The organism is Pseudomonas sp. PvP009, from assembly GCF_017832995.1.
GTDB classification, from domain to species: Bacteria; Pseudomonadota; Gammaproteobacteria; order Pseudomonadales; family Pseudomonadaceae; genus Aquipseudomonas; species Aquipseudomonas syringae.
In genome coordinates this window covers 1,865,172-1,884,979 of record NZ_JAFIBG010000001.1, presented here as the reverse complement: position 1 = coordinate 1,884,979, position 19,808 = coordinate 1,865,172, and the positions used below count along the sequence as shown (strand labels likewise).

The following is a 19,808-nucleotide window of genomic DNA, read 5'->3' as shown; positions in this document are numbered from 1 at the left end:
ATTTACATGAGAATTAATATCAAATTACAATTATTGCTATTAACGTCATAGCAGAGCATCTCCCTTGAGCACGTCCTTCCAATGCCCTCGCCGTCCCGGCACTTTTCTGCTGTCCGCGCTTTCTCTGGCGATGTTCTCCGGCGGCGCAGTGCATGCAGCTGAAACTGCAACGCTGCCCGCTACGCAGGTGTCGGCAACCGCGACCGAAGCGCAGGAAGGCTACAGCGCCAAAAGCGCCAGCACCGCGAGCAAGAGTGATGTACCACTCAAGGAAGAAGCGCAGTCGGTCAACGTGGTGACACCGCAGACCATCGCCGACTACAACGTGCGCTCGCTGGACGATGCCATGAAGTTTGTCAGTGGCGTCAGCCAGGGCAATACGCTTGGCAACACCAAGGACTCACTGGTCAAGCGCGGCTTCGGTACCAATGATGATGGCTCGGTGCTGCGTGACGGCGTGCGCTCGGTGGTGTCGAAAAATTTCGGTGCCACTGCCGAACGCGTTGAAGTGCTCAAAGGCCCGGCCTCGCTGCTGTACGGAGCAATGGAGCCAGGTGGCGTGATCAACGTGATCAGCAAACAGCCGCAATACGTGCAAAGCACCACGCTCAGTGGCTCGGCGTACAGTGAAGGCGGCGGCAGTTTCGGCGTCGACACCACCGGCCCGCTCGGCGACTCGGGGCTGGCCTACCGCCTTGTGGCCGAGCGTCAGAGCGAGGACTACTGGCGCAACTATGGCGTTGACCAGCACACGCTGGTCGCGCCGTCGCTGTCCTGGACCGGGGAGCGCGCCAGCCTGACGCTGGCTTACGAATACAACGACTACGTCAGCCCGTTCGACCGTGGCACGGTGTTCACGGGCGGTCACCCGGCCGATATCAGCTACGACAAGCGCCTGGACGAAAAATGGGCAAATACCGTCGGCATCAGCGAAACCGCGACCGCGCGCTTCGAGTACCAGCTCAGCGATGACTGGAAAACCCGCCTGACCTACGGCTGGAACAACGACCGCTACAGCCTCTCGATTGCCCAGCCGAGTACGCTGTCCAGCAGCGGCGTGCTGCGGCGTCAGGCCAATGGCGGCCATTACGATTATGAAACGCGTTATGCCAGCTGGGACTTCATCGGCAAGCAGGAAGTGTTTGGCCAGCAACATGATCTGCTGATCGGTGCCGAGCAGGAAGACTCCGACAAATACCGCGGCAAGACCTACCGCAACGCCATTCAGGGTGGCTTCAATATCTTTTCGCCCAGCTACGGCAGCCTGGCGGAGCCCAGTGTCGTCAGTGCGACCACCAGCAACCTGAGCAATCAACTGACCTCGTCGTCCGTTTACCTCAAGGACAACTGGCACCTTGATGACCGCTGGATTCTGGTCCTGGGTGGCCGTTACCAGCATTACGATCAGTACATCGCCCAAGGTCTCGGCGCCACCCGCAACACTAACCTGAACAAAAATGACGATATATTCCTGCCGATGGCGGGCCTGGTGTTCAAGGTCAATGAAGACCTGTCGCTGTACGGCAATTACAGCCGCTCTTTCGTCCCCAACGAGGCCGTTAACGATGACGGCACCACTTTCGACCCGGAAGAAGGCCGCAGCTACGAAGTCGGCGCCAAATATGCACTGGCACCGGAACTCGACTTCAACCTCGCCGTGTTCGACATCGAGAAGAAAAACGTTGTGACCACCGTTGCTACCGGCGTCAGTGAAGCGGCTGGCAAAGTTGGCTCACAGGGCGTGGAGCTGGACGTGACCGGCCGCATCGCCGAGCGCTGGGACATGATCGGTACTTACGCCTACACCCACACCGAAGTGCTCGACGATCCGAAGAACGAGGGCAATCGTCTGATTCAGGCACCCAAGCACACGGCCAGCCTGTACCTCACCCACCACCTGCAAGTCCCGTCCGGTCTGGGCGACTGGCACGCCGGTGGCGGCGCACGCTACGTCGGCGAACGCGCCGGCGACGATGCCAACACCTTCTATATGAGCAGCTATACCGTAGCCGATGCGTTTCTGCGCTGGGACGTGCCTATGGCCGGTTATAAAACACGCCTGCAGTTGAACGTGGATAACCTGTTCGACAAGCAGTACTACCCGTCCAGCACCGGCAGCCAGTTGCAAGTCAATGTGGGTGAACCGCGCACCGCACGCCTGAGCGCCAGCGTCACGTTTTAAGAGGTTGCCACGGAGCAGGCCTGCGCGGGCTTGCTCAGTGGCACTTGAAGGGATGAATCAGAACTTCATTCGGTAAAAGCTGATCAGCGCTTCATTGCCATACAGGTATTCGAACCTGCCGATGAACGCGCTCTTCTCCAGCCACTCGTTAGGACCCAGAGAAACCTGAAAGCGGGGTGTGCAAGTGCACTGGTAATGGCCTTCGCTGATTGGCCATACTCCGTTCTGCAGCTCGTGCTGGCCCATTTCGTCAACAAGCAGAGCGCCTCTGCTTTCTACGTTGATCATTTCACCCAGTTGGGTGACCAGCGTGAAACGGGTTTCGAGAAAGGCCAGCTCGGATGACAACTCAACCAGCGTATTGCTACCGCCGGAAAGTACCGAGCCGCTGAAGTTTTCGCCGTAAAACTCCCCGCCCAAAACAGTGCTGTTGCTACGCAGTCCATCGCTACATATCCCCATGAGCACAGGAGCATCGGTCTTCAGAATCACCGTCAGCATTTTTTCCAGCTGAGGAGCCGTTGCCGTATTACCACGAAAAGAGCGTTTGACGGATTTGTTGAAGTCGATAATGGTCATAGAACTGTTCACTCCATCTTTGAATGGATTCGGGCAACGAATGGCCGGGTGCAGTCCATCGGCATTTATCTACGCCTGCTTTTCCAGTAAGCTCCACGGAGTCGACTGAAATCGTACCGAACGGTTCAGTTCCAGTCTAGAGAATTTTGCACACGATCTGCCCACCGGAGAATTGAGGATATGAATGAAGGTCCGTACTGAAGCTCGCCGCGAAGCCATCATTGATGCCGCAGCAAGTGTCTTCCTCGAAATGGGCTACGAGCGTGCATCGATGAATGAGGTCACCAAACGAATGGGTGGCTCCAAGGCGACGATCTACAGTTATTTCCCTTCCAAGGAAGAACTGTTCATCGCCGTAGTCGACAGACTCGCAACCGCCCATTTGGCCGACGCGGTTTCAGAGCTGGCGATCCAGGATGACAGACCGATCGATTTGCGGACCCTGTTCACGCGCTTCGGGGAACGCATGCTGATGGTGCTTATCAATGATGACAAGGCACTGGCCGTGTATCGCATGGTGGTCGCCGAGTCCGGACACTCGGACATCGGCATGATGTTCTACGAATCCGGTCCCAGCCAGTGTCTGCAGACAGTCACCTCAATGATGGCTCTGGCGATGCGAAGAGGCCAGTTGCGTGACACCGACCCGCATATCGCCGCGTTGCAGCTGACTGCGCTATTGACTGCCGAAACCGAGATTCGCCTTTACCAACAGGCACCCATGCCGCTGAGCATCGAAGAAATTCGCGCCTTGGTCAAACGCGCAGTCGATACTTTCATGTTGGGCATGGAGAAACGTTGAGCGCACATAACAGAACCAGCTGGTACTGATAAGAACCGACATTGCAACCCTTCTGAAATACCTTGTTACTCTTTTACAGCCAAGTTAATCCGAATGAGGGCGATAGCTGATTACCCCTTCGGAGAAACACTATGATCCTGCGAAAACTCAACCTGGCCGCCCGTTCGACGCTCTGTTTCGGCGTGTTCTGCCTGATGATCATTGCCTTGGGCCTCCTCGCCCTGCGTCAGGCGGCCGAGCTCAATGCGGCGGAAAAATTCATCGAGACCAATGTGCTTCCGAGCGTGAAACAGCTCGGGTCGATTGATCGGGAGTTTGTCAGTATCCGCGGCAACAACGCCCGTGTGCGCAATCCGATTGAACCGCAGGATCGAAAGACCAAGGCGCTCAGCGATATCCAGCAGTCTCGCTCGCTGATCGCCAGCTATTTTGATGCACTCGGCAAATTGATCGTGACTCCGCAAGGGCGCCAGGCATTCGATGAATTGTCCCAGGCACAGGCCGGGTATCAGGTGGCACAGGACCGCTACCTGGCCTCGGTGGCAGCCGGCAATCTGGAAGCTGCAGTGGCAACCTCCAATGGCGAAATGAAAAGCGCGGCCGATCAGGTTGAAGCCGGGATGAAGAAACTCATCGGCGTCAACGACGGCAAAGCAGAGAAAGCTGGCGCTACCGCTCAGGCTGCCTATAAGCAGACATTGTGGATGGTGGGTATTTTCATCGCCGTCGGCGTCATTACCACGCTGCTCCTTGCCTGGATGTACACCCGCAGTGTGACGGGCCCGATTGGCGATTCGTTGAGTATCGCGCAACGCATTGCCACCAATGATCTGAGCAAGGATATCCCGCAACATGGTACTGACGAGGCGGCGAAACTGATTGCCGCACTCGCCACCATGCAGGCCAACCTGCGCAATGCCCTGATCCTGATCGGCGACTCGTCCACCCAGCTGGCGGCCACCTCCGAGGAAATGCATGCAGTCACGGAAGACGCATCGCGCACCATTCTGCGCCAGACCAACGAGATCGAAATGGCAGCCACGGCCGTTAACGAGATGAGCGCGGCGGTGGAAGAAGTGGCCAGTAATGCCGCATCGGCATCGGAAGTGACCTCGCAATCGAGCACTGCAGCCATGGCCGGACGCGCGCAGGTCGATGAGACCGTCACGGCGATCAACCTGATGGTTTCCAAGGTGCAGATCACCTCCACCGAGGTACAGGGCCTGGCCGTCATGGCGACGGATATCAGCAAGGTGCTGGATGTGATTCGCGCCATCGCCGAACAGACCAACCTGCTGGCGCTCAACGCGGCCATCGAAGCGGCCCGCGCAGGTGAAGCCGGACGAGGTTTTGCGGTGGTTGCGGACGAAGTCCGGGCACTGGCGCATCGCACTCAGCAATCGACCCGAGAAATCGAGCAGATGGTCGGCTCGATTCAGACCGGAACCGGCAATGCCGTCAGCGCAATGGAGCAGACCAGCGTTCAGGCCCACAAGACGCTGGAGATGGCCAATGGCGCCGGCAAGGCGCTGCTGGAAATCACCGAATCCATCAGCCAGATCAATGAACGGAACCTGATGATTGCCACCGCAGCTGAAGAACAGGCTCAGGTCGCTCGAGAAGTCGACAGAAGCCTGGTCAGCATTCGTGATCTGTCCAGCCAGACGTCCGAGGGCTCCAATCAGACGGCCATCGCCACTGCCGAACTGTCAACCCTGGCTTCAAGCCTGAACCGTCTCACCAAGCAATTCCGCGTTTAAGCCCCTCTGCCGGGAAGCTCGCTTCCCGGCATCTTTCCTTGTCGAATAGCTTGCCCAGGCTTGACAGCCCGTTGCGCAGCGGCAGACGCTACTGCTGCGTGCCGAACATTGCCGTCCAGTAAATCCCTGCGTCACTTTTCGGGTCCATCGCGTAGGCTGCACCCAGCTCGCGGAAATCCGGATTCATCAGGTTGGCGCAGTGGCCCGGGCTCAGCAGCCAGCCATCCACCACCTTGCGCGCACTGTCCTGACCGGCGGCAATGTTCTCCCCCACCTGCTGACCCACATACCCGGCCAGTTCGGCGCGGTCGCCAGGTGTACGGCCGTCACGATCCTTGTGGTCAAAAAAGTTTTGATTGGCCATCGCCTGGGAATGACGTTGTGCAGCGGTCCCCAGTACCAGGTTCCAGGCCAGCGGCGTGGTAGCGGCGAAGGATTGTGTGCCGCACTGGCGTGCCTGAGTGCGGGCGTTGTTGATCATTTCCAGTATCTTTTGCCCCTCTGTCTGCCAGTCGCCAAGACGCGACGCGACCAGCGAGCGCGCCAGCACGATACGCCAGTCTCGCCCTTCGCGGCTGACACCGATGTCGACGAACTGCGGGTCCAGCACCACACGGCAGAAACTCTCCAGAACCGCCTTGAGTGCAGCGTCTGCATTGTTCGGACCGGACAGGCTTATCGCCTGCACGGTGACCATCGGGTAGGAAGCACGCGTCAGCGCCTGTTGCAGGTCCAGATTGCCACTGGCCGGCAGCACCAGACGCGCATCGCTGGTCAGCGGTGGCAGTTCCATGGACACCTGCTCGCCGCAGCGCTGCGCCTGGCCGCGATAGGCATTGAGGGATTCGATCAATTGCGTTTCGTCGCCGGCCAGCGCAGCACTGGCAAACACGCCAGAGCACAACACGGCCAGAAAGGATATCGACACTCGCGGGAGCGACAGGCGCAGAAGGTAATGAATGACAGGCATGAAAAGTCTCTCTCGGGCTGAGTCCGCCTATGATGCGCGAAATGACCCGGTCGGGCGCAACGCCTTTTTCATGCCTGACCGGAATTTAACAACCGATCGGGCCCAGACGTGCGCCAGACAATGCCTCGTGAGGACGACTTACAGCTTGAAGTTGGCAACCAGTGAGTTGAACGAGGTGGCCAGTCGCGACAGCTCCTGACTGGACGCGCTGGTCTGGTTGGCACCGGCAGCGCTCTGGGTCGACAGGTCCTGAATGTTGATCAGGTTGCGGTCTACCTCGCGGGCCACCTGGGCCTGCTCTTCCGAGGCGGAAGCAATGACCAGATTACGCTCGTTGATGGTGGCTACACCCAGGGTGATTTTCTCCAGCGCCGCGCCCGCACGCAGGGCCAGTTCCTGGGTGTTGGTGGCCAGCGACAGGCTCTTGCCCATCGCCGCAACCGCGCCATCAGCACCCGACTGCACGGTACTGATCATGCCTTCGATTTCCACGGTCGATGCCTGGGTACGGTGCGCCAAAGCCCGAACCTCGTCAGCCACCACCGCAAAACCACGACCCTGTTCGCCGGCACGCGCAGCTTCAATGGCGGCGTTCAAGGCCAGCAGGTTGGTCTGCTCGGCGATACTGCGAATCACGTCAAGCACCTTGCTGATTTCCCGCACATGCCCGGCCAGCTCGGACACAGCGCCAGTGGATGCCGTGATCTCATGGACCATGGTGGTGATGCCCTTGACCGTGTGATCGACCTGGCCACGACCATCGACGGCATCGTCTGTCGCAGACTTCGAAGCCTCGGAGGTGGACACCGCGTTGCGCGCCACTTCTTCCACTGCGGCAGTCATCTGATTGACGGCTGTTGCCGCCTGCTGGATTTCGTCGTTCTGGCGAGTCAGCCCGCGGGTGCTTTCATCGGTGACGGCGCTCAGTTCTTCGGCAGCGGAAGCCAGCTGGTCCGAGGCACTGGCAATCTGTTGGATGGTGTTTTTCAGCCCGCCCTGCATGTCGGACAGCGCGTCCAACAGTTGCCCGGCCTCATCGCCACTGTTAGAAACAATAGGCTGGGTCAGGTCACCGCCCGCAATGCGCTGAGCACTGGCGACTGCGACAGCCAAAGGACGGGTGATCATGCGGGTAATCAGCACGCCGAGCATGATGGCCACCAGAAAAGCGATCACCACGCCAATCTCCAGCATCAATACCGAACTGGCCTTCAGGTCGGCAGCAGCGGCTGCGCCTTCCTTGATCTGACGGTTGTTGGAATCGATAATGGTGCGCAGGTAACTGCGCACCTTGGTAAAGCTTTCCGAGGACAGGCTGTTCAACTGGGTACGGGCAGCCTCGTAATTACCTGCCTTCATCAGGTCGACAACCTGTTGAGAGCCCGAAACGTAAGCGGGCAGCATCAGTTCCAACTGGTCCCCGGCGGCGCGCTCGTCATCTTCCAGAGGCGTGGCGCGGTAGATCGCAAACACTTTTTGCGCACGGGCCAGGTCATCACTCAACGCCTGACGAACGCGATCCTTGTCCGTTTCGGAGACACCGCCATCCTGCGCATCCAGCAAACGGTAAAGCCCACGGTTGTGAGCGGTGAAGCTGGTCAGCGCTTCATTGGTGTTGCTGACCGAGACGAGGTTGTTGGAAAAAGTAAGCTCAAGGTTATTGCCCAGGCGGGTCACTCCGACCATCCCCAGAGCGCCGACGGCCAGCGTGATCAACGCACAAATGATGAAAGCAGAGAGAAGCTTGGTAGAAAACTTGGACTGACGCAGGACGTTCATGGGGCTTACCTGTTGCTGAATGAGGAGTGGTGTCAGTGCCGGAATGAGTTGATCAAACAGCGATGATGTCATAATGACTTCACCTCATTTGGATCGTTCCACCCCCTCCTCGTTTTTTGATAGAAAACTTTTACAAGTCGCACTTGTGCCCTAACGCTCTCTATCGGTCCTGCCTCACTGGCACTCTTTGTCAGTGCAGGCGCGAGGTTTGCGACGCGTCGTCTGCCAGCTCATTGTTGCCAAGACGTTGCTCGGCGAACGTTCTCGCTTCAAGGGCCATGCGGTCCAGATGGCGGTCGCGTTGCTTCTCCGCATCGACCATAGCGCTGTTGCCGTGCTGTTTGAGCAGGTAAGCATGAATCTGCCGCACTTCCACCGAGTTGTAGATCGGCGCGATATCCATGACCGCAAGCAAGCCGTCAGTACCGTGATCACGCGTGTTCATGATGACCTGCGGACCACGCGCACCCAACACTTGAAAGCCCATTGCCTCGAAATACGCGACTTTTCCGACCACGCAATACAGCTCTGCGTGCGGATAGCGACTGGTCATTTTCTCCAGCATCGAGCGTGCGATGCCCTGACGACGGTGGCTGTCGCGCACCGCCATGTAGGCTACGGCGCAGGCTTGCGGATCATCCTGGACAGGCAGGTACAGCAAAAAACCCAATACGGTTTCGGGGTCTTCATCGTCCAGCGCGACGATCAGCTCCACGGTCAGCTGCTGCGAACCGTCCATGGCATTCAGGTACAAATGCACCTCGTAGCCCACGCCGTACTGGTAAAGGTTGTACAGCGGGTTGCTCGGCGCAATGGCCACCAGGCTGATGTCCGTCACGTAGTCGACAACCATCTGCTGGATCTGGCTACGGATGAATTCCGGCGGCGGGGTGTGTAGCAGCATGATCGTCGGCATGGGACAAGGGGCTCCATTTAATAGGTGTGTCTGTACAGGACGTGGCCACATGATAGCGCGTCGAAGCATTCAGGACCGATATTGTCATATTGCCAGCATCCAGCAGCGCGCCAACTTAGTTGCAACTTATACGATGACTTAAAAAAAAATATCAAATAGTCACCCACCTGAACGATGACCCTAACTATCAGTACGATCGTACCAACCCACTCGACAGCGACCTGACGGGAGCCAGACAACAAAGTTGATAATGATTCACATCTGCCTGATAGAGGGGCGAGACGGCAAGTTTAATGACTGTCGACATTCAATAAAAATCCATTTATTTCAGATGGATACAGAACTAGAGAAAATACGGATATATAACTTGATCCACAACGTCTGAACGTGCATCAATGCACCAGGCGAGTTCAGTGCAAACATTCTTTACCGGGTCTACCTTTTGCCCGAGTATTTATCTCAATCGCCCCGATACATTTTTATAATCACCGCATTTCCCTCACGCGCCTAAGATAATCCGGCCTACTAAAAATATGAGGGATTCAAAATGCCGTTATTAAACTGGTCCAGACACATGGTGTGTCTAACTGCAGCCGGTCTGATTACTATTCCGACCGCTTATGCAGCCGATACCCTGACCCGCGACAATGGCGCCGTCGTTGGAGACAATCAGAATTCTCAGACCGCAGGCGCCGAAGGGCCTGTCCTGCTGCAAGACGTGCAGCTGCTGCAAAAGCTGCAGCGCTTTGATCGCGAACGCATTCCTGAGCGCGTCGTGCATGCCCGTGGTACTGGCGTCAAAGGCGAGTTCACGGCCTCCGCCGACATCAGCGACCTGAGCAAGGCGACCGTTTTCAAATCCGGTGAGAAGACCCCGGTATTCGTGCGCTTCTCCTCCGTGGTTCACGGCAATCACTCGCCTGAAACCCTGCGCGACCCGCACGGCTTCGCCACCAAGTTCTACACGGCTGACGGTAACTGGGATCTGGTCGGCAACAACTTCCCGACCTTTTTCATTCGTGACGCCATCAAGTTCCCGGACATGGTCCACGCGTTCAAACCTGACCCGCGTACCAATCTGGACAACGATTCGCGTCGCTTCGACTTCTTCTCCCACGTACCAGAAGCCACCCGTACGTTGACCCTGTTGTATTCAAACGAGGGCACCCCAGCGGGCTATCGCTTCATGGACGGCAACGGTGTACACGCCTACAAACTGGTCAACGCCAAGGGCGAAGTGCACTACGTCAAGTTCCACTGGAAATCCCTGCAGGGCCTCAAGAACCTTGATCCCAAGGAAGTTGCTCAGGTCCAGTCCAAGGACTACAGCCACCTGACCAACGATCTGGTCGGCGCGATCAAAAAAGGTGACTTCCCGAAATGGGACCTGTACGTTCAGGTCCTGAAGCCTGAAGAGCTGGCGAAATTCGACTTCGACCCACTGGACGCTACCAAGATCTGGCCGGACGTTCCCGAGAAGAAGATCGGGCAGATGGTCCTGAACAAGAACGTCGACAACTACTTCCAGGAAACCGAGCAGGTCGCCATGGCCCCGGCCAACCTGGTTCCAGGTATCGAACCTTCCGAGGACCGTCTGCTGCAAGGCCGTGTGTTCTCCTACGCTGACACCCAGATGTATCGCCTTGGCGCCAATGGCCTGAGCCTGCCCGTCAACCAGCCAAAAGTTGCGGTCAACAACGGCAATCAGGACGGTGCGCTGAATACCGGTCACACCACCAGCGGCGTCAACTATGAGCCGAGCCGTCTGGAACCGCGTCCAGCGGATGACAAAGCGCGCTACAGCCAGCTGCCGCTCAGTGGCACTACCCAGCAGGCGAAGATCACGCGTGAGCAGAACTTCAAGCAGGCGGGTGATCTGTATCGCTCCTACAGCGCGAAAGAGAAGACTGACCTGGTGCAGAGCTTTGGTGAGTCGCTGGCCGACACCGACACTGAAAGCAAGAACATCATGCTGTCGTACCTGTACAAGGCGGATCCGGACTACGGCACTCGGGTAGCCGAAGTCGCCAAAGGCGATCTGAGCAAGGTCAAGTCCCTGGCTGCAAGCCTCAAGGACTGATGATCTGATACCCCGTCCCGGTGCTCTGTCGCCGGGACGGTTCCCGTCAGGAGAACGCCCATGAAGCATCTGATCTATGGCTTGCTGCTGTTTGCCGCAGCCGCTAACGCCACACCACCGGCATCGACACCCACCCCCACTCCACCGCCTTCAGAGCTGAGCGCCGAACAGACTGCCAGCCAACTGCGCACGCTGTTTTTCGACGCCTCCCGTGAAGGCAACAACCCGATGCTGGACACGTTTATCGAGGCTCATTACGACCTCAACATCCGTGACGAACAAGGCTATACCGGTCTGATTCTGGCGGCCTATCACGGCCATGAGGATTCGGTGATACGCCTGATAGACGCCGGAGCGGACCCATGCGCCAAGGACAATCGCGGCAATACGGCGCTGATGGGTGCGATTTTCAAAGGTGAACTGAGCATCGCCAAGCGTCTGGTGCAGGCAGATTGTGGTGCGAACCTCACCAACAATGCCGGACAGACTGCGGCCATGTACGCCGCCTTGTTCAAACGCACTGAAGTGCTCAAGGAACTGACCGACAAGGGCGCAGACCTGAGCATTCGTGACAGCATGGGCAATGACGTGGAAGGCTTGTCCAAAGGTGAATTCCAGGCGCCGCCTGTCCGCTGACGGCGGCTGGAATCAGTCTTCGCGCTCGATCATTTCGTAGATGCGGCTGGCAAACGCTTCCATGGTGAAGGGTTTGGTGAGCACCCACATCCCCGGGTCCAGATGGCCGTTGCCAATGATGGCGTTCTCTGCGTAGCCGGTAATGAACAGCACTTTGAGGTCGGGTCGAATGATCCGCGCCGCATCGGCCAATTGCCGGCCATTCATGCCACCCGGCAACCCGACGTCAGTCACCAGCAGGTCGATACGCGCATCGGACTCCAGCACCTTGAGCGCAGATGCGCCTTCGTCCGCCTCGATCGGAATGTAGCCCTGATCCTCCAGTACTTCGGCCACCAGCATGCGGATGGTCGGCTCATCGTCGACAATCATCACGGTGCGCTCGTTCTGTACCGACGTCGATTCAGAGGCATCCGCAGACTCGATCTCTTCCGGCGCCCCAAGGTAATGACGCGGCAGATACAGGCACATGTTCGTGCCCTGATCAGGCTCGGAATAAATGCGCACCTGGCCGCCGGACTGGCGCACGAAACCGTACACCATCGACAACCCCAGCCCCGTGCCCTGCCCCAGTGGCTTGGTAGTAAAGAAAGGATCGAATGCCCGATTGATGACCTCGGGCGACATGCCGGTGCCGGTGTCGCTGACACACAACGACAGGTACTGCCCGGGGATCAGATCGCGGCTTTGCGAACCACGCTCGTCAATCCAGCGGTTGGCTGTCTCGATGGTAATCCGCCCGCCTCGCGGCATGGCGTCCCTGGCGTTGATGCACAGGTTCAACAAGGCATTTTCCAGCTGCGGTGCATCGATGAACGTTGACCACAACCCGACCGAGGTCACCACCTCCACGGTGATGTGCGGCCCGACCGTGCGCCGAATCAGTTCTTCCATGCCGATGACCAGCCGGTTGACGTCGACCGGCTTGGGGTCCAGGGTCTGCCGACGCGAAAACGCCAGCAATCGATGAGTCAGTGAAGCCGCACGTTTGGAAGCATCCTGCGCAGCCCCTATGTAGCGGTCCAGTTCATTGAAACGGCCCTGGCTCACCCGCGTCTTGAGCAGTTCCAGCGAGCCCGTGATGCCGGTCAACAGGTTGTTGAAGTCGTGGGCGATACCGCCAGTCAACTGGCCTACGGCTTCCATCTTCTGCGACTGGCGCAAGGCTTCTTCAGCCTGGCTCAGGCGCTTCTGCTCGCGCAGCCGTTCGCTGACATCGTAGGCAAACAGGTAAGCGCCAATGGCCTGCCCCTGAGCATTGCGCAGCGTGCTGTAACGTATTTCAAAATGGCTGGCCGGATCGTTCGAGTCACTGAAGCTGACGCTTTCGGCGAACTCCTCGCCCGCTAACGCACGCGTCCAGCGCCGTTCAAGATCAGCCTTGCTGTGCGGCCGGTCGTCGAGCAGGTCGAGCATACTGTCACCCACTTGCGGCCGGACGCCGAACAGGCGCTCGAACTCGCGCAAGGCAGCGCCATTGATGGCCATCCAGCGAAAATTGCAGTCGACGACATGAATGATCGCATTGGTGCCGTTGACGACATCGGCCAGCACATTGCGCTCGGCCACGGCTTCGACAATGCGCGCCTCCAGTGTTTCGTTCAGTTGCTTGAGCGCCAGCTCGGCGCGCTTGCGTTCAGTGATGTCTTGAAACAGTACCGCGACCTGCCGGCGGCTGGCCGGCTCGATGCGAAACGCGGTCAAAGCCAGATAACGCCCGGTGGCCACCAGCTCGCGCTCGAAACGGATCGGCTTGCCGGTCCGCAACACATCGCCGTAAAACTCCACCCAGCCATCAGCCTCCTCGCGAACCATCTCGCGCAGCTTCTTGCCCACCACGTTGGAAATGCCGGCGTGGTACTCGTAGGCCGGGTTGGCTTCGACGTGAAGGTAATCGCTCAGCGGACCGTGCGGCCCGTCAAAGAACTCAATGATGCAAAAGCCTTCATCCATCGCGTTGAACAGAAAACGATAACGCTCCTGGGATTGTGCCAAGGCGTATTCGGCCTCCCGACCGGTGACGCTCAGGCTCTCTTTAAGCGAAGCGTTTTCCTGCTCCAGAGCCGCTAACCGGCTCTGGAGACGTTGTAAATCTGTCGGGGTCACAGCGGCGGCACCTGAGGTATTGGTTGTGCCGCTTTCCCGTCGTGCGGGGCGACGCGAACACGCTACGAGAAAAAACGCTCGCTTGCAAAAATAATGGCTTTTTGAGTTCAGAAATTGGTGGTTTTCGTCAAATCAGATCGAGACATGCTTTTGTGAACAGTCTTCACCAGCACAGGACCTGCCGTGCGGGACCGGTCCCATTGCGGCGCACGCTGTCAGTTCGACACTGAGGTTGCCGCATGCAGGCGCAGCCATTGGTCTGCGACTTGCCCCATGTTCTTGGGCTCGCCATTTTTGATCCACGCCATGAATGGCCGATCGAACCTGAACGACGCCCCGCACTGCAAGGTCATGAAGCGCCTCACGTTCTGCGTGTTCCGATAGTGGTCATTCACCGGCGTGTCGCGCGTGATGAGGTCGGAGTGCCAATCGAAAGCCATGCCTGATTCCTCGTGCTGTCGGGTTGCAGACACTCTTTATAAAGGGATTCTGCTGCAGTCGCGAGACTGGAAAAGCTTGTGGCGTACAGGAAATTGCGCAAACCCGACTCACTCTCCCGCAAACGGCACCAGCGACTCAAGCAGCCACGCGCCCGCAGGCCCCAGACTGCGTTGGAACGACCAGATGACGTCCACCGCCGAGCGCCGCGGCCAGCCGGAGACTTGCAGCTCTTTCAGAAGGCCGCCCGAATAGCGCGACACCAGCCAGCGCGGTAATGCCGACCAGCCAAACCCGAACGCAGCCATGTCCATCAACAGCAGGTAATTGGGTGCCGACCAATGCCGATGGCCGCTGGTGGGCAGGTCGTCGGTGGGGATGCTGTGCTCGATCAGCGTATTGAGGCGCAAGGCGCGATAGCGGGCCAGCTGTTGGTAATCGACCCGTTCCAGCGCGGCCAGTGGATGTTTGTGCGACACGAACAGACCGAAATCGGCACTTTCCTCGATGGTCGCGTGACCGATTTCCGGTGGGTAGCTGGCTTGCGCCGACAGCAGCCCCAGTGACGCCCTGCCCGACTGCACCAGGCTGATGGCGTCGCCATGCTCGGCGAACACGCATTCCATTTCCAGCTCTGGAAAGCGTTGATCGAGCTCGGTCATCAGCCGTTCGAAATCGGCAAACTGGTTGGCATCCGACAGCACCAGCGTCAGCCGTGGCTCGACCCCTGCCGCAAGCCGCGCAGCCGCGCGACGCAGCCGGTCCGAGGCGCACAGCAGATCATCGACACGGCCCAGCATGACCCTCCCCGCTTCGGTGAGGACCGGTTGCCTGGAAGAGCGATCGAACAGCTCCAGCCCCAGATCGATTTCCAGGCGGGCGATCGCTTCACTGATGGTCGATTGACTCTTGCCCAGACGGCGTGCGGCCGCGCTGAACGAACCCAGCGCGGCAATCTGGGCGAAGGCTTCCAGGGCTTCTGGCGAATAACTCATGGCGCTCTCATATCGGTTTAACCGATGGCATTGATTTTCAGCTTAACGTAAACACCGATGATAATACCGCCATCAATTCAATCATCACCAAGGGCAGCGTAGTCATGAGTAACAGCCAACCGCACATCGACCGGCAACCCGGCGTCGCCAGCAAAACCCTGCGTGAGCGGGCGATGCATGCCGCGCTGTTCGAGATCGGCGGTGTGATTCTGGTCGCACCACTGCTGGCCTGGCTGATGGACCAATCGCTGGCGATGATGGGCGCCATGACGGTGATGATCTCGACCATCGCCATGCTGTGGAACATGACCTACAACGCGCTGTTCGACCGCCTGCGCAACCGCTACGGATTTACCATCAGCCTCACGGTCCGCGTCCTGCACGCAACGGGTTTCGAAGCCGGACTGATTCTGGCCGTGGTGCCGCTGGCCGCATGGTGGCTGACGATCAGCCTGATGGAAGCGTTCTGGCTGGACATCGGTCTGCTGCTGATGTTTCTGCCCTATACCCTGCTCTTCAACTGGGCTTACGACACGCTGCGTGAGCGCCTGATACAGCGACGTCTGGCGAGGTGTGAGGTGTGATGCATCAGGCACACGCATACCGTGCATCAAATGTTCTCACTGGATAATCAAATCCTCGTCATTGCACACTGTCCTCTACTGGCCCAGGCAAGGACACCCTTCGATGACAACTGAAGTACTCAAACTGGCGGCGTTCAGCGATGGCGATCGCGGTGGCAATCCGGCAGGTGTGTGGATTGGCGATGCGTTACCCGAGGATGCCGTCATGCAGCAGATTGCCACCGACATCGGTTTTTCCGAAACGGCGTTCGCTGCGCCTGTCGAAGGCGGCTGGCGGGTGCGGTATTTCTCGCCGCTGGCAGAAGTACCGTTTTGCGGGCACGCCACCATCGCCCTGGGCGCAGCGCTGGCGGCACAGCAAGGCGATGGCGTGTTTCAGCTGACACTCAATCAGGCGCAGATTACGGTCGAGGGCCACGCGCAGGGCTCGCTGACGTCGGCGGCGCTGCAATCGCCACCCACGTTCAGCAAGCCGGTCAGTGTGCCGTTGCTGGAAGAAGCATTGGCGCTGTTCGGCTATAACCATGCCGATCTGGATGAGCGCATTACCCCCGCGCATATCAATGGCGGTGCCGGGCATCTGCTGCTGGCGCTGAACAGCCGCGAAAGGCTCAAGGCCATGCGCTACGACCAGCAGATGGGTCACGACCTGATGGTCCGTGAAGGCTGGGCGACGATTCTGCTGGTGTGGGCCGAGACCGATCAGTTGTTTCACACCCGCAACCCGTTTGCGTTCGGCGGCGTCTACGAAGACCCGGCCACCGGCGCGGCCACGGCAGCGCTGGGCGGCTATCTGCGTGATATCGGCTGGCCGCATGGCGGTTTGATAGACATTATTCAGGGCGAGGACATGGGCAGCCCATCGCGTCTGCGCGCCGAAATCCCGCAGCAACCGGGAAGCTCGATCCGGGTGTCGGGGATGGCGCGCAGGTTGTAATACCGATCAGGTCCTGAGTTTGCTGCCCCCGATCGCCACGCCCACCAGCATCACGGCAACGATCATGAACGCCAGCTCAAGACTGCTGACATGGGCAATGAAACCGATTGCCGCAGGACCGATCAGAATCCCGGCGTAACCGACTGTGGTAATGGCCGGGATTGCCACGCTTTCAGGCATGGTCTTCTGCCGACCGGCTGCGCTGTAGCAGACCGGAACGATGTTTGAGCAACCCGCCCCCACCAATGCATACCCCAGCAGCGCCGCCTGCCAGAACGGGATCAATGTCGCGACGGCCAGGCCCGCCGCGGCACACAGTCCGCCGAGAATGATCACTCGATTGGAGCCGACGCGTTTTACCACTGCATCGCCAAACAGCCGTCCAAGGGTCATGGTCGCGGCGAATACCGCGTAACCCAGCCCGGCATAGGAAGGCTCGACACCACGCAACGAGGTCAGGAATACCGCGCTCCAGTCGAGCATCGCGCCTTCGGCCAGAAATACGGTGAAACACAGCAGGCCGATGAACAGCACCACGCCACGCGGGATTGCAAAGGCTGGCCCATCGGCCGGACTGCCGTAAGGCAACAGATTCGGCGCCGCTTTGGCCAGCGCGACCAACGTCAGAAAGACCACGATCAGCATCGCCGTGAATGGCGAGATACCCAGGCTGAGCAAACCGGCGACGCCCGCTGCACCGACAATCCCGCCAAGGCTGAACAGGCCGTGAAACCCCGACATCATGGTCTTGCCGCTGGCGCGCTCGACAATTACCGCCTGCACGTTGGCCGTGCAGTCCACTCCGCCCATGCTCGCGCCAAACAGAAACAGCGTGGCGATCAATAGCGGCAGACTGGAAATCGTCGCCAGCAGCGGCAGGCACAGGCAGATCAACAGCGTCGAACACACCAGCAGACGCCGACAGCCAAAGCGCGCCGCCAGTGCTCCCGCCAGCGGCATCGAAATGATCGAGCCCACCCCCAGACACAGCAACAAGAGCCCAAGCGTGCCCTCATCAAGGCCCATCCGCTGTTTGACGTAAGGCACCAGCGGCGCCCACGAAGCCACGCTGAAACCGGCAATGAAAAACGCGATACGCGTCGAAGACTGCTCCGCCCGAGCCTTGGCATCCTGGGCTGCGGTGCTGAAAGAGGTCATGCATGCTCCTTTGGGTGTCGGATTATTCCGTGTCGAAACCTGGCATTTGAGAAACGAACAAGTTAAACAAATTATGATACACAATCAGTTGACGCCCGCCTCAGGACAGTTTCCACATGAATAATCTTTTCATTCTAAATGGGCAAAAAGCCAGCAAAAACAAAGGATAACTGAAAAAAACGTTAAAAATCAAAAGCATTTACCAGTCTCTGAATAAACGTAATACGAAAGCATAATTTTCATAACCTTCCTCTATGTTTTTTTGATCTACGCGCGTTTATTGCCACGCATAAAGGGCTGGGTTAGATTCAACCCCGCACTCAGTTAGTGCAACTGGCCGACGAGATGTTCCCTGGTGATTGTTCAGCAAGCGCTTGAAGCGTCACCGATTAAGGAGGATCAATAGATGACAACTTGCCCGACCGAAACATACCGCCCCCTGCGCGAAGCAACGCATGAGTATTTCGCACGTGCACTGACTCTCCCCGGCATCAGTCAGACTACTAAAGGCTCTTCGCCTCGGTGTTTTTCGTCCTACCCCGATCGGCGCTCTCCTTTCATTACAGGCCATGCGCGTGATTCGCTGGCGCTGACGAGGAACAGCGCTGCCTTGATGACACTCATCACACACCGCTCTGCAACGGGTGCCGGCAGTCTTCGCTGCCAGATCGACCCCACACCTTAGAGCATTGCTGCACGGCTCAACTGACTCGACACGAACACTGAACTCATTCGGTTTGCCCTTCAGGTAATCCGTTATGGAATTCGTGTACGCGCTCGCCCCTTTTTCTTCAATGAACTACATCTGAACGTTAAAGACGGAGATAATTATGGCTGCACTCAAAGTTGGCATTGTTGGTCTCGGCGCACAAATGCAGGAAAATCTGTTGCCCACTCTTTTGCAGATGCCGGACATTCGTATTGTTTCAGTCTGCGACAGTGATCGCGGCCGAGCCGAGCAAATCAATCGTTTCGTATCGAATGTGATGATCACGGATAATTTCGACGACATGCTTGCAAACGCCGGGCTCGATGCGGTCGTCATGGCCTGCCCGCCCCAGGCTCACCGCGATCTTGCGTTCAAGGCAATGGCCAAAGGTGTGCATGTCTTCGTCGAGAAGCCACCTTGCTTCACCCTTGACGAACTGGACCAACTGATCGACGCAAGTCGCCGTTCGAACGTGATCACCGGCGTCGGCATGAATTTCAAATTTGCCAAGCCCATGCGCCAGTTGCGCCAGATGACCAGTGCCGAACAATTTGGCCAGGTCGTGCATGTCCAGCTCAACCACTACGCCAGCAAACCCACCTCGCCACTCTGGGGTCTCGACTCGACGCTGAGGTCGTTCCTGCTCGCACAGGCCATCCATACCATCGATCTGGGCGTCACGTTCGGAGGCGGTGAGCTGCGTGATATCGAATCGCGAGTGCAACGTCATGGCGATTCATTACTGGTCAGTCTGGAGCTGCAGTTCACCACGGGCGCCAGTGTCAGCCTGCTCAGCGGAACAATGTTCCCGTACTTTGAATTCGACATGAAAATTGTCAGCTCGAACTCGATGATGGTCGAGCTCAATAACCTGTGGAACATCACCATGCACGAACCGGAGCACGGCACCAGCGCTACCGGCCCAGGTAAACGCTGGAGAGGCGCCTGGCAGCCGGGGCCTCTGGATTCGGGGTATGAGCGCAGTGGCTACTTCGGCGAACTCGAGCAGTTTTTCCATGCCGTTCGTAACAACACTACTTATGAGGCGAGCTTCGAAAGCCTGCGGCCGACCTATGAGGTCATCGAGAGCATTTGCAAGGCAGATGCCGTCGCTCGACCAGACCTGGCCCTGAGCGCCTGACCCTACGCCAACCCAATGCCTGTTTTCGGAGCTTGC

At 58.3% G+C, this 19,808-nt stretch carries 16 protein-coding genes; 8 read left to right on the top strand and 8 right to left on the bottom strand.

Annotated elements, in window-relative coordinates:
* The first annotated feature begins 64 nt into the window (after nucleotides 1–64).
* Nucleotides 65–2,182: a TonB-dependent siderophore receptor gene (locus JOE29_RS08390; RefSeq protein WP_080397680.1), complete on the top strand. Its 2,118-nt coding sequence runs from the start codon at nucleotides 65–67 to the stop codon at nucleotides 2,180–2,182.
* 57 nt (nucleotides 2,183–2,239) lie between these two features.
* Here JOE29_RS08390 and JOE29_RS08385 read toward each other — a convergent pair whose 3' ends face one another.
* Nucleotides 2,240–2,761 carry a DUF3237 domain-containing protein gene (locus tag JOE29_RS08385; protein WP_003344107.1) on the bottom strand — a complete coding sequence of 174 codons (522 nt, stop codon included), beginning with the start codon at nucleotides 2,759–2,761 and terminating at the stop codon, nucleotides 2,240–2,242.
* 184 nt (nucleotides 2,762–2,945) lie between these two features.
* Between JOE29_RS08385 and JOE29_RS08380 the strand changes: the two genes are divergently transcribed.
* On the top strand, nucleotides 2,946–3,563 hold the full coding sequence (locus JOE29_RS08380; RefSeq protein WP_003315871.1) for a TetR/AcrR family transcriptional regulator: 618 nt from the start codon (nucleotides 2,946–2,948) through the stop codon (nucleotides 3,561–3,563).
* 131 nt (nucleotides 3,564–3,694) lie between these two features.
* Nucleotides 3,695–5,323: a methyl-accepting chemotaxis protein gene (locus tag JOE29_RS08375; RefSeq protein ID WP_210079348.1), complete on the top strand. Its 1,629-nt coding sequence runs from the start codon at nucleotides 3,695–3,697 to the stop codon at nucleotides 5,321–5,323.
* Nucleotides 5,324–5,411: 88 nt separating this feature from the next.
* Here JOE29_RS08375 and JOE29_RS08370 read toward each other — a convergent pair whose 3' ends face one another.
* From JOE29_RS08370 to JOE29_RS08360, 3 genes are all read right to left on the bottom strand, one after another.
* Nucleotides 5,412–6,293 (bottom strand): CAP domain-containing protein, encoded by an 882-nt coding sequence (locus JOE29_RS08370; protein WP_003412256.1) that lies wholly within the window; start codon nucleotides 6,291–6,293, stop codon nucleotides 5,412–5,414.
* Nucleotides 6,294–6,431: 138 nt separating this feature from the next.
* Complete coding sequence (locus JOE29_RS08365) at nucleotides 6,432–8,072, bottom strand: methyl-accepting chemotaxis protein (protein WP_057407490.1); 1,641 nt, start codon at nucleotides 8,070–8,072, stop codon at nucleotides 6,432–6,434.
* Nucleotides 8,073–8,262: 190 nt separating this feature from the next.
* The gene (locus JOE29_RS08360; RefSeq protein WP_057407441.1) at nucleotides 8,263–8,988 is read right to left on the bottom strand and encodes a GNAT family N-acetyltransferase; all 726 of its coding nucleotides are present in this window, start codon (nucleotides 8,986–8,988) and stop codon (nucleotides 8,263–8,265) included.
* A 574-nt stretch (nucleotides 8,989–9,562) separates the two neighbouring features.
* On the opposite strand from JOE29_RS08360, the gene katB reads away from it, so the two are divergent.
* Both katB and JOE29_RS08350 read left to right on the top strand, forming a co-directional pair.
* Nucleotides 9,563–11,068: a catalase KatB gene (gene katB, locus JOE29_RS08355; protein ID WP_003344123.1), complete on the top strand. Its 1,506-nt coding sequence runs from the start codon at nucleotides 9,563–9,565 to the stop codon at nucleotides 11,066–11,068.
* Nucleotides 11,069–11,128: 60 nt separating this feature from the next.
* Nucleotides 11,129–11,704 carry an ankyrin repeat domain-containing protein gene (locus tag JOE29_RS08350; RefSeq protein ID WP_032659258.1) on the top strand — a complete coding sequence of 192 codons (576 nt, stop codon included), beginning with the start codon at nucleotides 11,129–11,131 and terminating at the stop codon, nucleotides 11,702–11,704.
* Between the two features lie 12 nt (nucleotides 11,705–11,716).
* Here the strand turns inward: JOE29_RS08350 and JOE29_RS08345 are convergent, their stop codons facing one another.
* The 3 genes from JOE29_RS08345 to JOE29_RS08335 all read right to left on the bottom strand — a co-directional run bounded on the left by JOE29_RS08345 (nucleotide 11,717) and on the right by JOE29_RS08335 (nucleotide 15,243).
* Nucleotides 11,717–13,810, bottom strand: coding sequence for a PAS domain-containing protein (locus JOE29_RS08345; protein ID WP_210079346.1), 2,094 nt, complete (start codon nucleotides 13,808–13,810; stop codon nucleotides 11,717–11,719).
* A gap of 215 nt (nucleotides 13,811–14,025) precedes the next feature.
* On the bottom strand, nucleotides 14,026–14,250 hold the full coding sequence (locus JOE29_RS08340) for a DUF6434 domain-containing protein (protein WP_032699114.1): 225 nt from the start codon (nucleotides 14,248–14,250) through the stop codon (nucleotides 14,026–14,028).
* A 108-nt stretch (nucleotides 14,251–14,358) separates the two neighbouring features.
* Nucleotides 14,359–15,243 (bottom strand): LysR family transcriptional regulator, encoded by an 885-nt coding sequence (locus tag JOE29_RS08335; RefSeq protein ID WP_024649341.1) that lies wholly within the window; start codon nucleotides 15,241–15,243, stop codon nucleotides 14,359–14,361.
* 104 nt (nucleotides 15,244–15,347) lie between these two features.
* On the opposite strand from JOE29_RS08335, the gene JOE29_RS08330 reads away from it, so the two are divergent.
* Both JOE29_RS08330 and JOE29_RS08325 read left to right on the top strand, forming a co-directional pair.
* Nucleotides 15,348–15,827 (top strand): multidrug/biocide efflux PACE transporter, encoded by a 480-nt coding sequence (locus JOE29_RS08330; RefSeq protein WP_074997538.1) that lies wholly within the window; start codon nucleotides 15,348–15,350, stop codon nucleotides 15,825–15,827.
* A gap of 103 nt (nucleotides 15,828–15,930) precedes the next feature.
* On the top strand, nucleotides 15,931–16,764 hold the full coding sequence (locus JOE29_RS08325; protein ID WP_044313255.1) for a PhzF family phenazine biosynthesis protein: 834 nt from the start codon (nucleotides 15,931–15,933) through the stop codon (nucleotides 16,762–16,764).
* 6 nt (nucleotides 16,765–16,770) lie between these two features.
* Here JOE29_RS08325 and JOE29_RS08320 read toward each other — a convergent pair whose 3' ends face one another.
* Entirely contained in the window at nucleotides 16,771–17,922 is a 1,152-nt protein-coding gene (locus JOE29_RS08320) for an MFS transporter (RefSeq protein WP_003391460.1), read from the bottom strand.
* Nucleotides 17,923–18,752: 830 nt separating this feature from the next.
* Here JOE29_RS08320 and JOE29_RS08315 point away from each other — a divergent pair.
* The gene (locus tag JOE29_RS08315; RefSeq protein WP_044313256.1) at nucleotides 18,753–19,772 is read left to right on the top strand and encodes a Gfo/Idh/MocA family oxidoreductase; all 1,020 of its coding nucleotides are present in this window, start codon (nucleotides 18,753–18,755) and stop codon (nucleotides 19,770–19,772) included.
* The last annotated feature ends 36 nt before the right edge of the window (nucleotides 19,773–19,808 follow it).

What these genes read in the sequence shown, in the direction of transcription:
- JOE29_RS08385 (WP_003344107.1), bottom strand. Translation starts at nt 2,761, where the DNA reads ATGACCATTATCGACTTCAACAAATCCGTCAAACGCTCTTTTCGTGGT.
- JOE29_RS08380 (WP_003315871.1), top strand. Translation starts at nt 2,946, where the DNA reads ATGAAGGTCCGTACTGAAGCTCGCCGCGAAGCCATCATTGATGCCGCA.
- JOE29_RS08375 (WP_210079348.1), top strand. Translation starts at nt 3,695, where the DNA reads ATGATCCTGCGAAAACTCAACCTGGCCGCCCGTTCGACGCTCTGTTTC.
- JOE29_RS08370 (WP_003412256.1), bottom strand. Translation starts at nt 6,293, where the DNA reads ATGCCTGTCATTCATTACCTTCTGCGCCTGTCGCTCCCGCGAGTGTCG.
- JOE29_RS08365 (WP_057407490.1), bottom strand. Translation starts at nt 8,072, where the DNA reads ATGAACGTCCTGCGTCAGTCCAAGTTTTCTACCAAGCTTCTCTCTGCT.
- JOE29_RS08360 (WP_057407441.1), bottom strand. Translation starts at nt 8,988, where the DNA reads ATGCCGACGATCATGCTGCTACACACCCCGCCGCCGGAATTCATCCGT.
- katB (WP_003344123.1), top strand. Translation starts at nt 9,563, where the DNA reads ATGGTGTGTCTAACTGCAGCCGGTCTGATTACTATTCCGACCGCTTAT.
- JOE29_RS08350 (WP_032659258.1), top strand. Translation starts at nt 11,129, where the DNA reads ATGAAGCATCTGATCTATGGCTTGCTGCTGTTTGCCGCAGCCGCTAAC.
- JOE29_RS08340 (WP_032699114.1), bottom strand. Translation starts at nt 14,250, where the DNA reads ATGGCTTTCGATTGGCACTCCGACCTCATCACGCGCGACACGCCGGTG.
- JOE29_RS08335 (WP_024649341.1), bottom strand. Translation starts at nt 15,243, where the DNA reads ATGAGTTATTCGCCAGAAGCCCTGGAAGCCTTCGCCCAGATTGCCGCG.
- JOE29_RS08330 (WP_074997538.1), top strand. Translation starts at nt 15,348, where the DNA reads ATGAGTAACAGCCAACCGCACATCGACCGGCAACCCGGCGTCGCCAGC.
- JOE29_RS08325 (WP_044313255.1), top strand. Translation starts at nt 15,931, where the DNA reads ATGACAACTGAAGTACTCAAACTGGCGGCGTTCAGCGATGGCGATCGC.
- JOE29_RS08320 (WP_003391460.1), bottom strand. Translation starts at nt 17,922, where the DNA reads ATGACCTCTTTCAGCACCGCAGCCCAGGATGCCAAGGCTCGGGCGGAG.
- JOE29_RS08315 (WP_044313256.1), top strand. Translation starts at nt 18,753, where the DNA reads ATGGCTGCACTCAAAGTTGGCATTGTTGGTCTCGGCGCACAAATGCAG.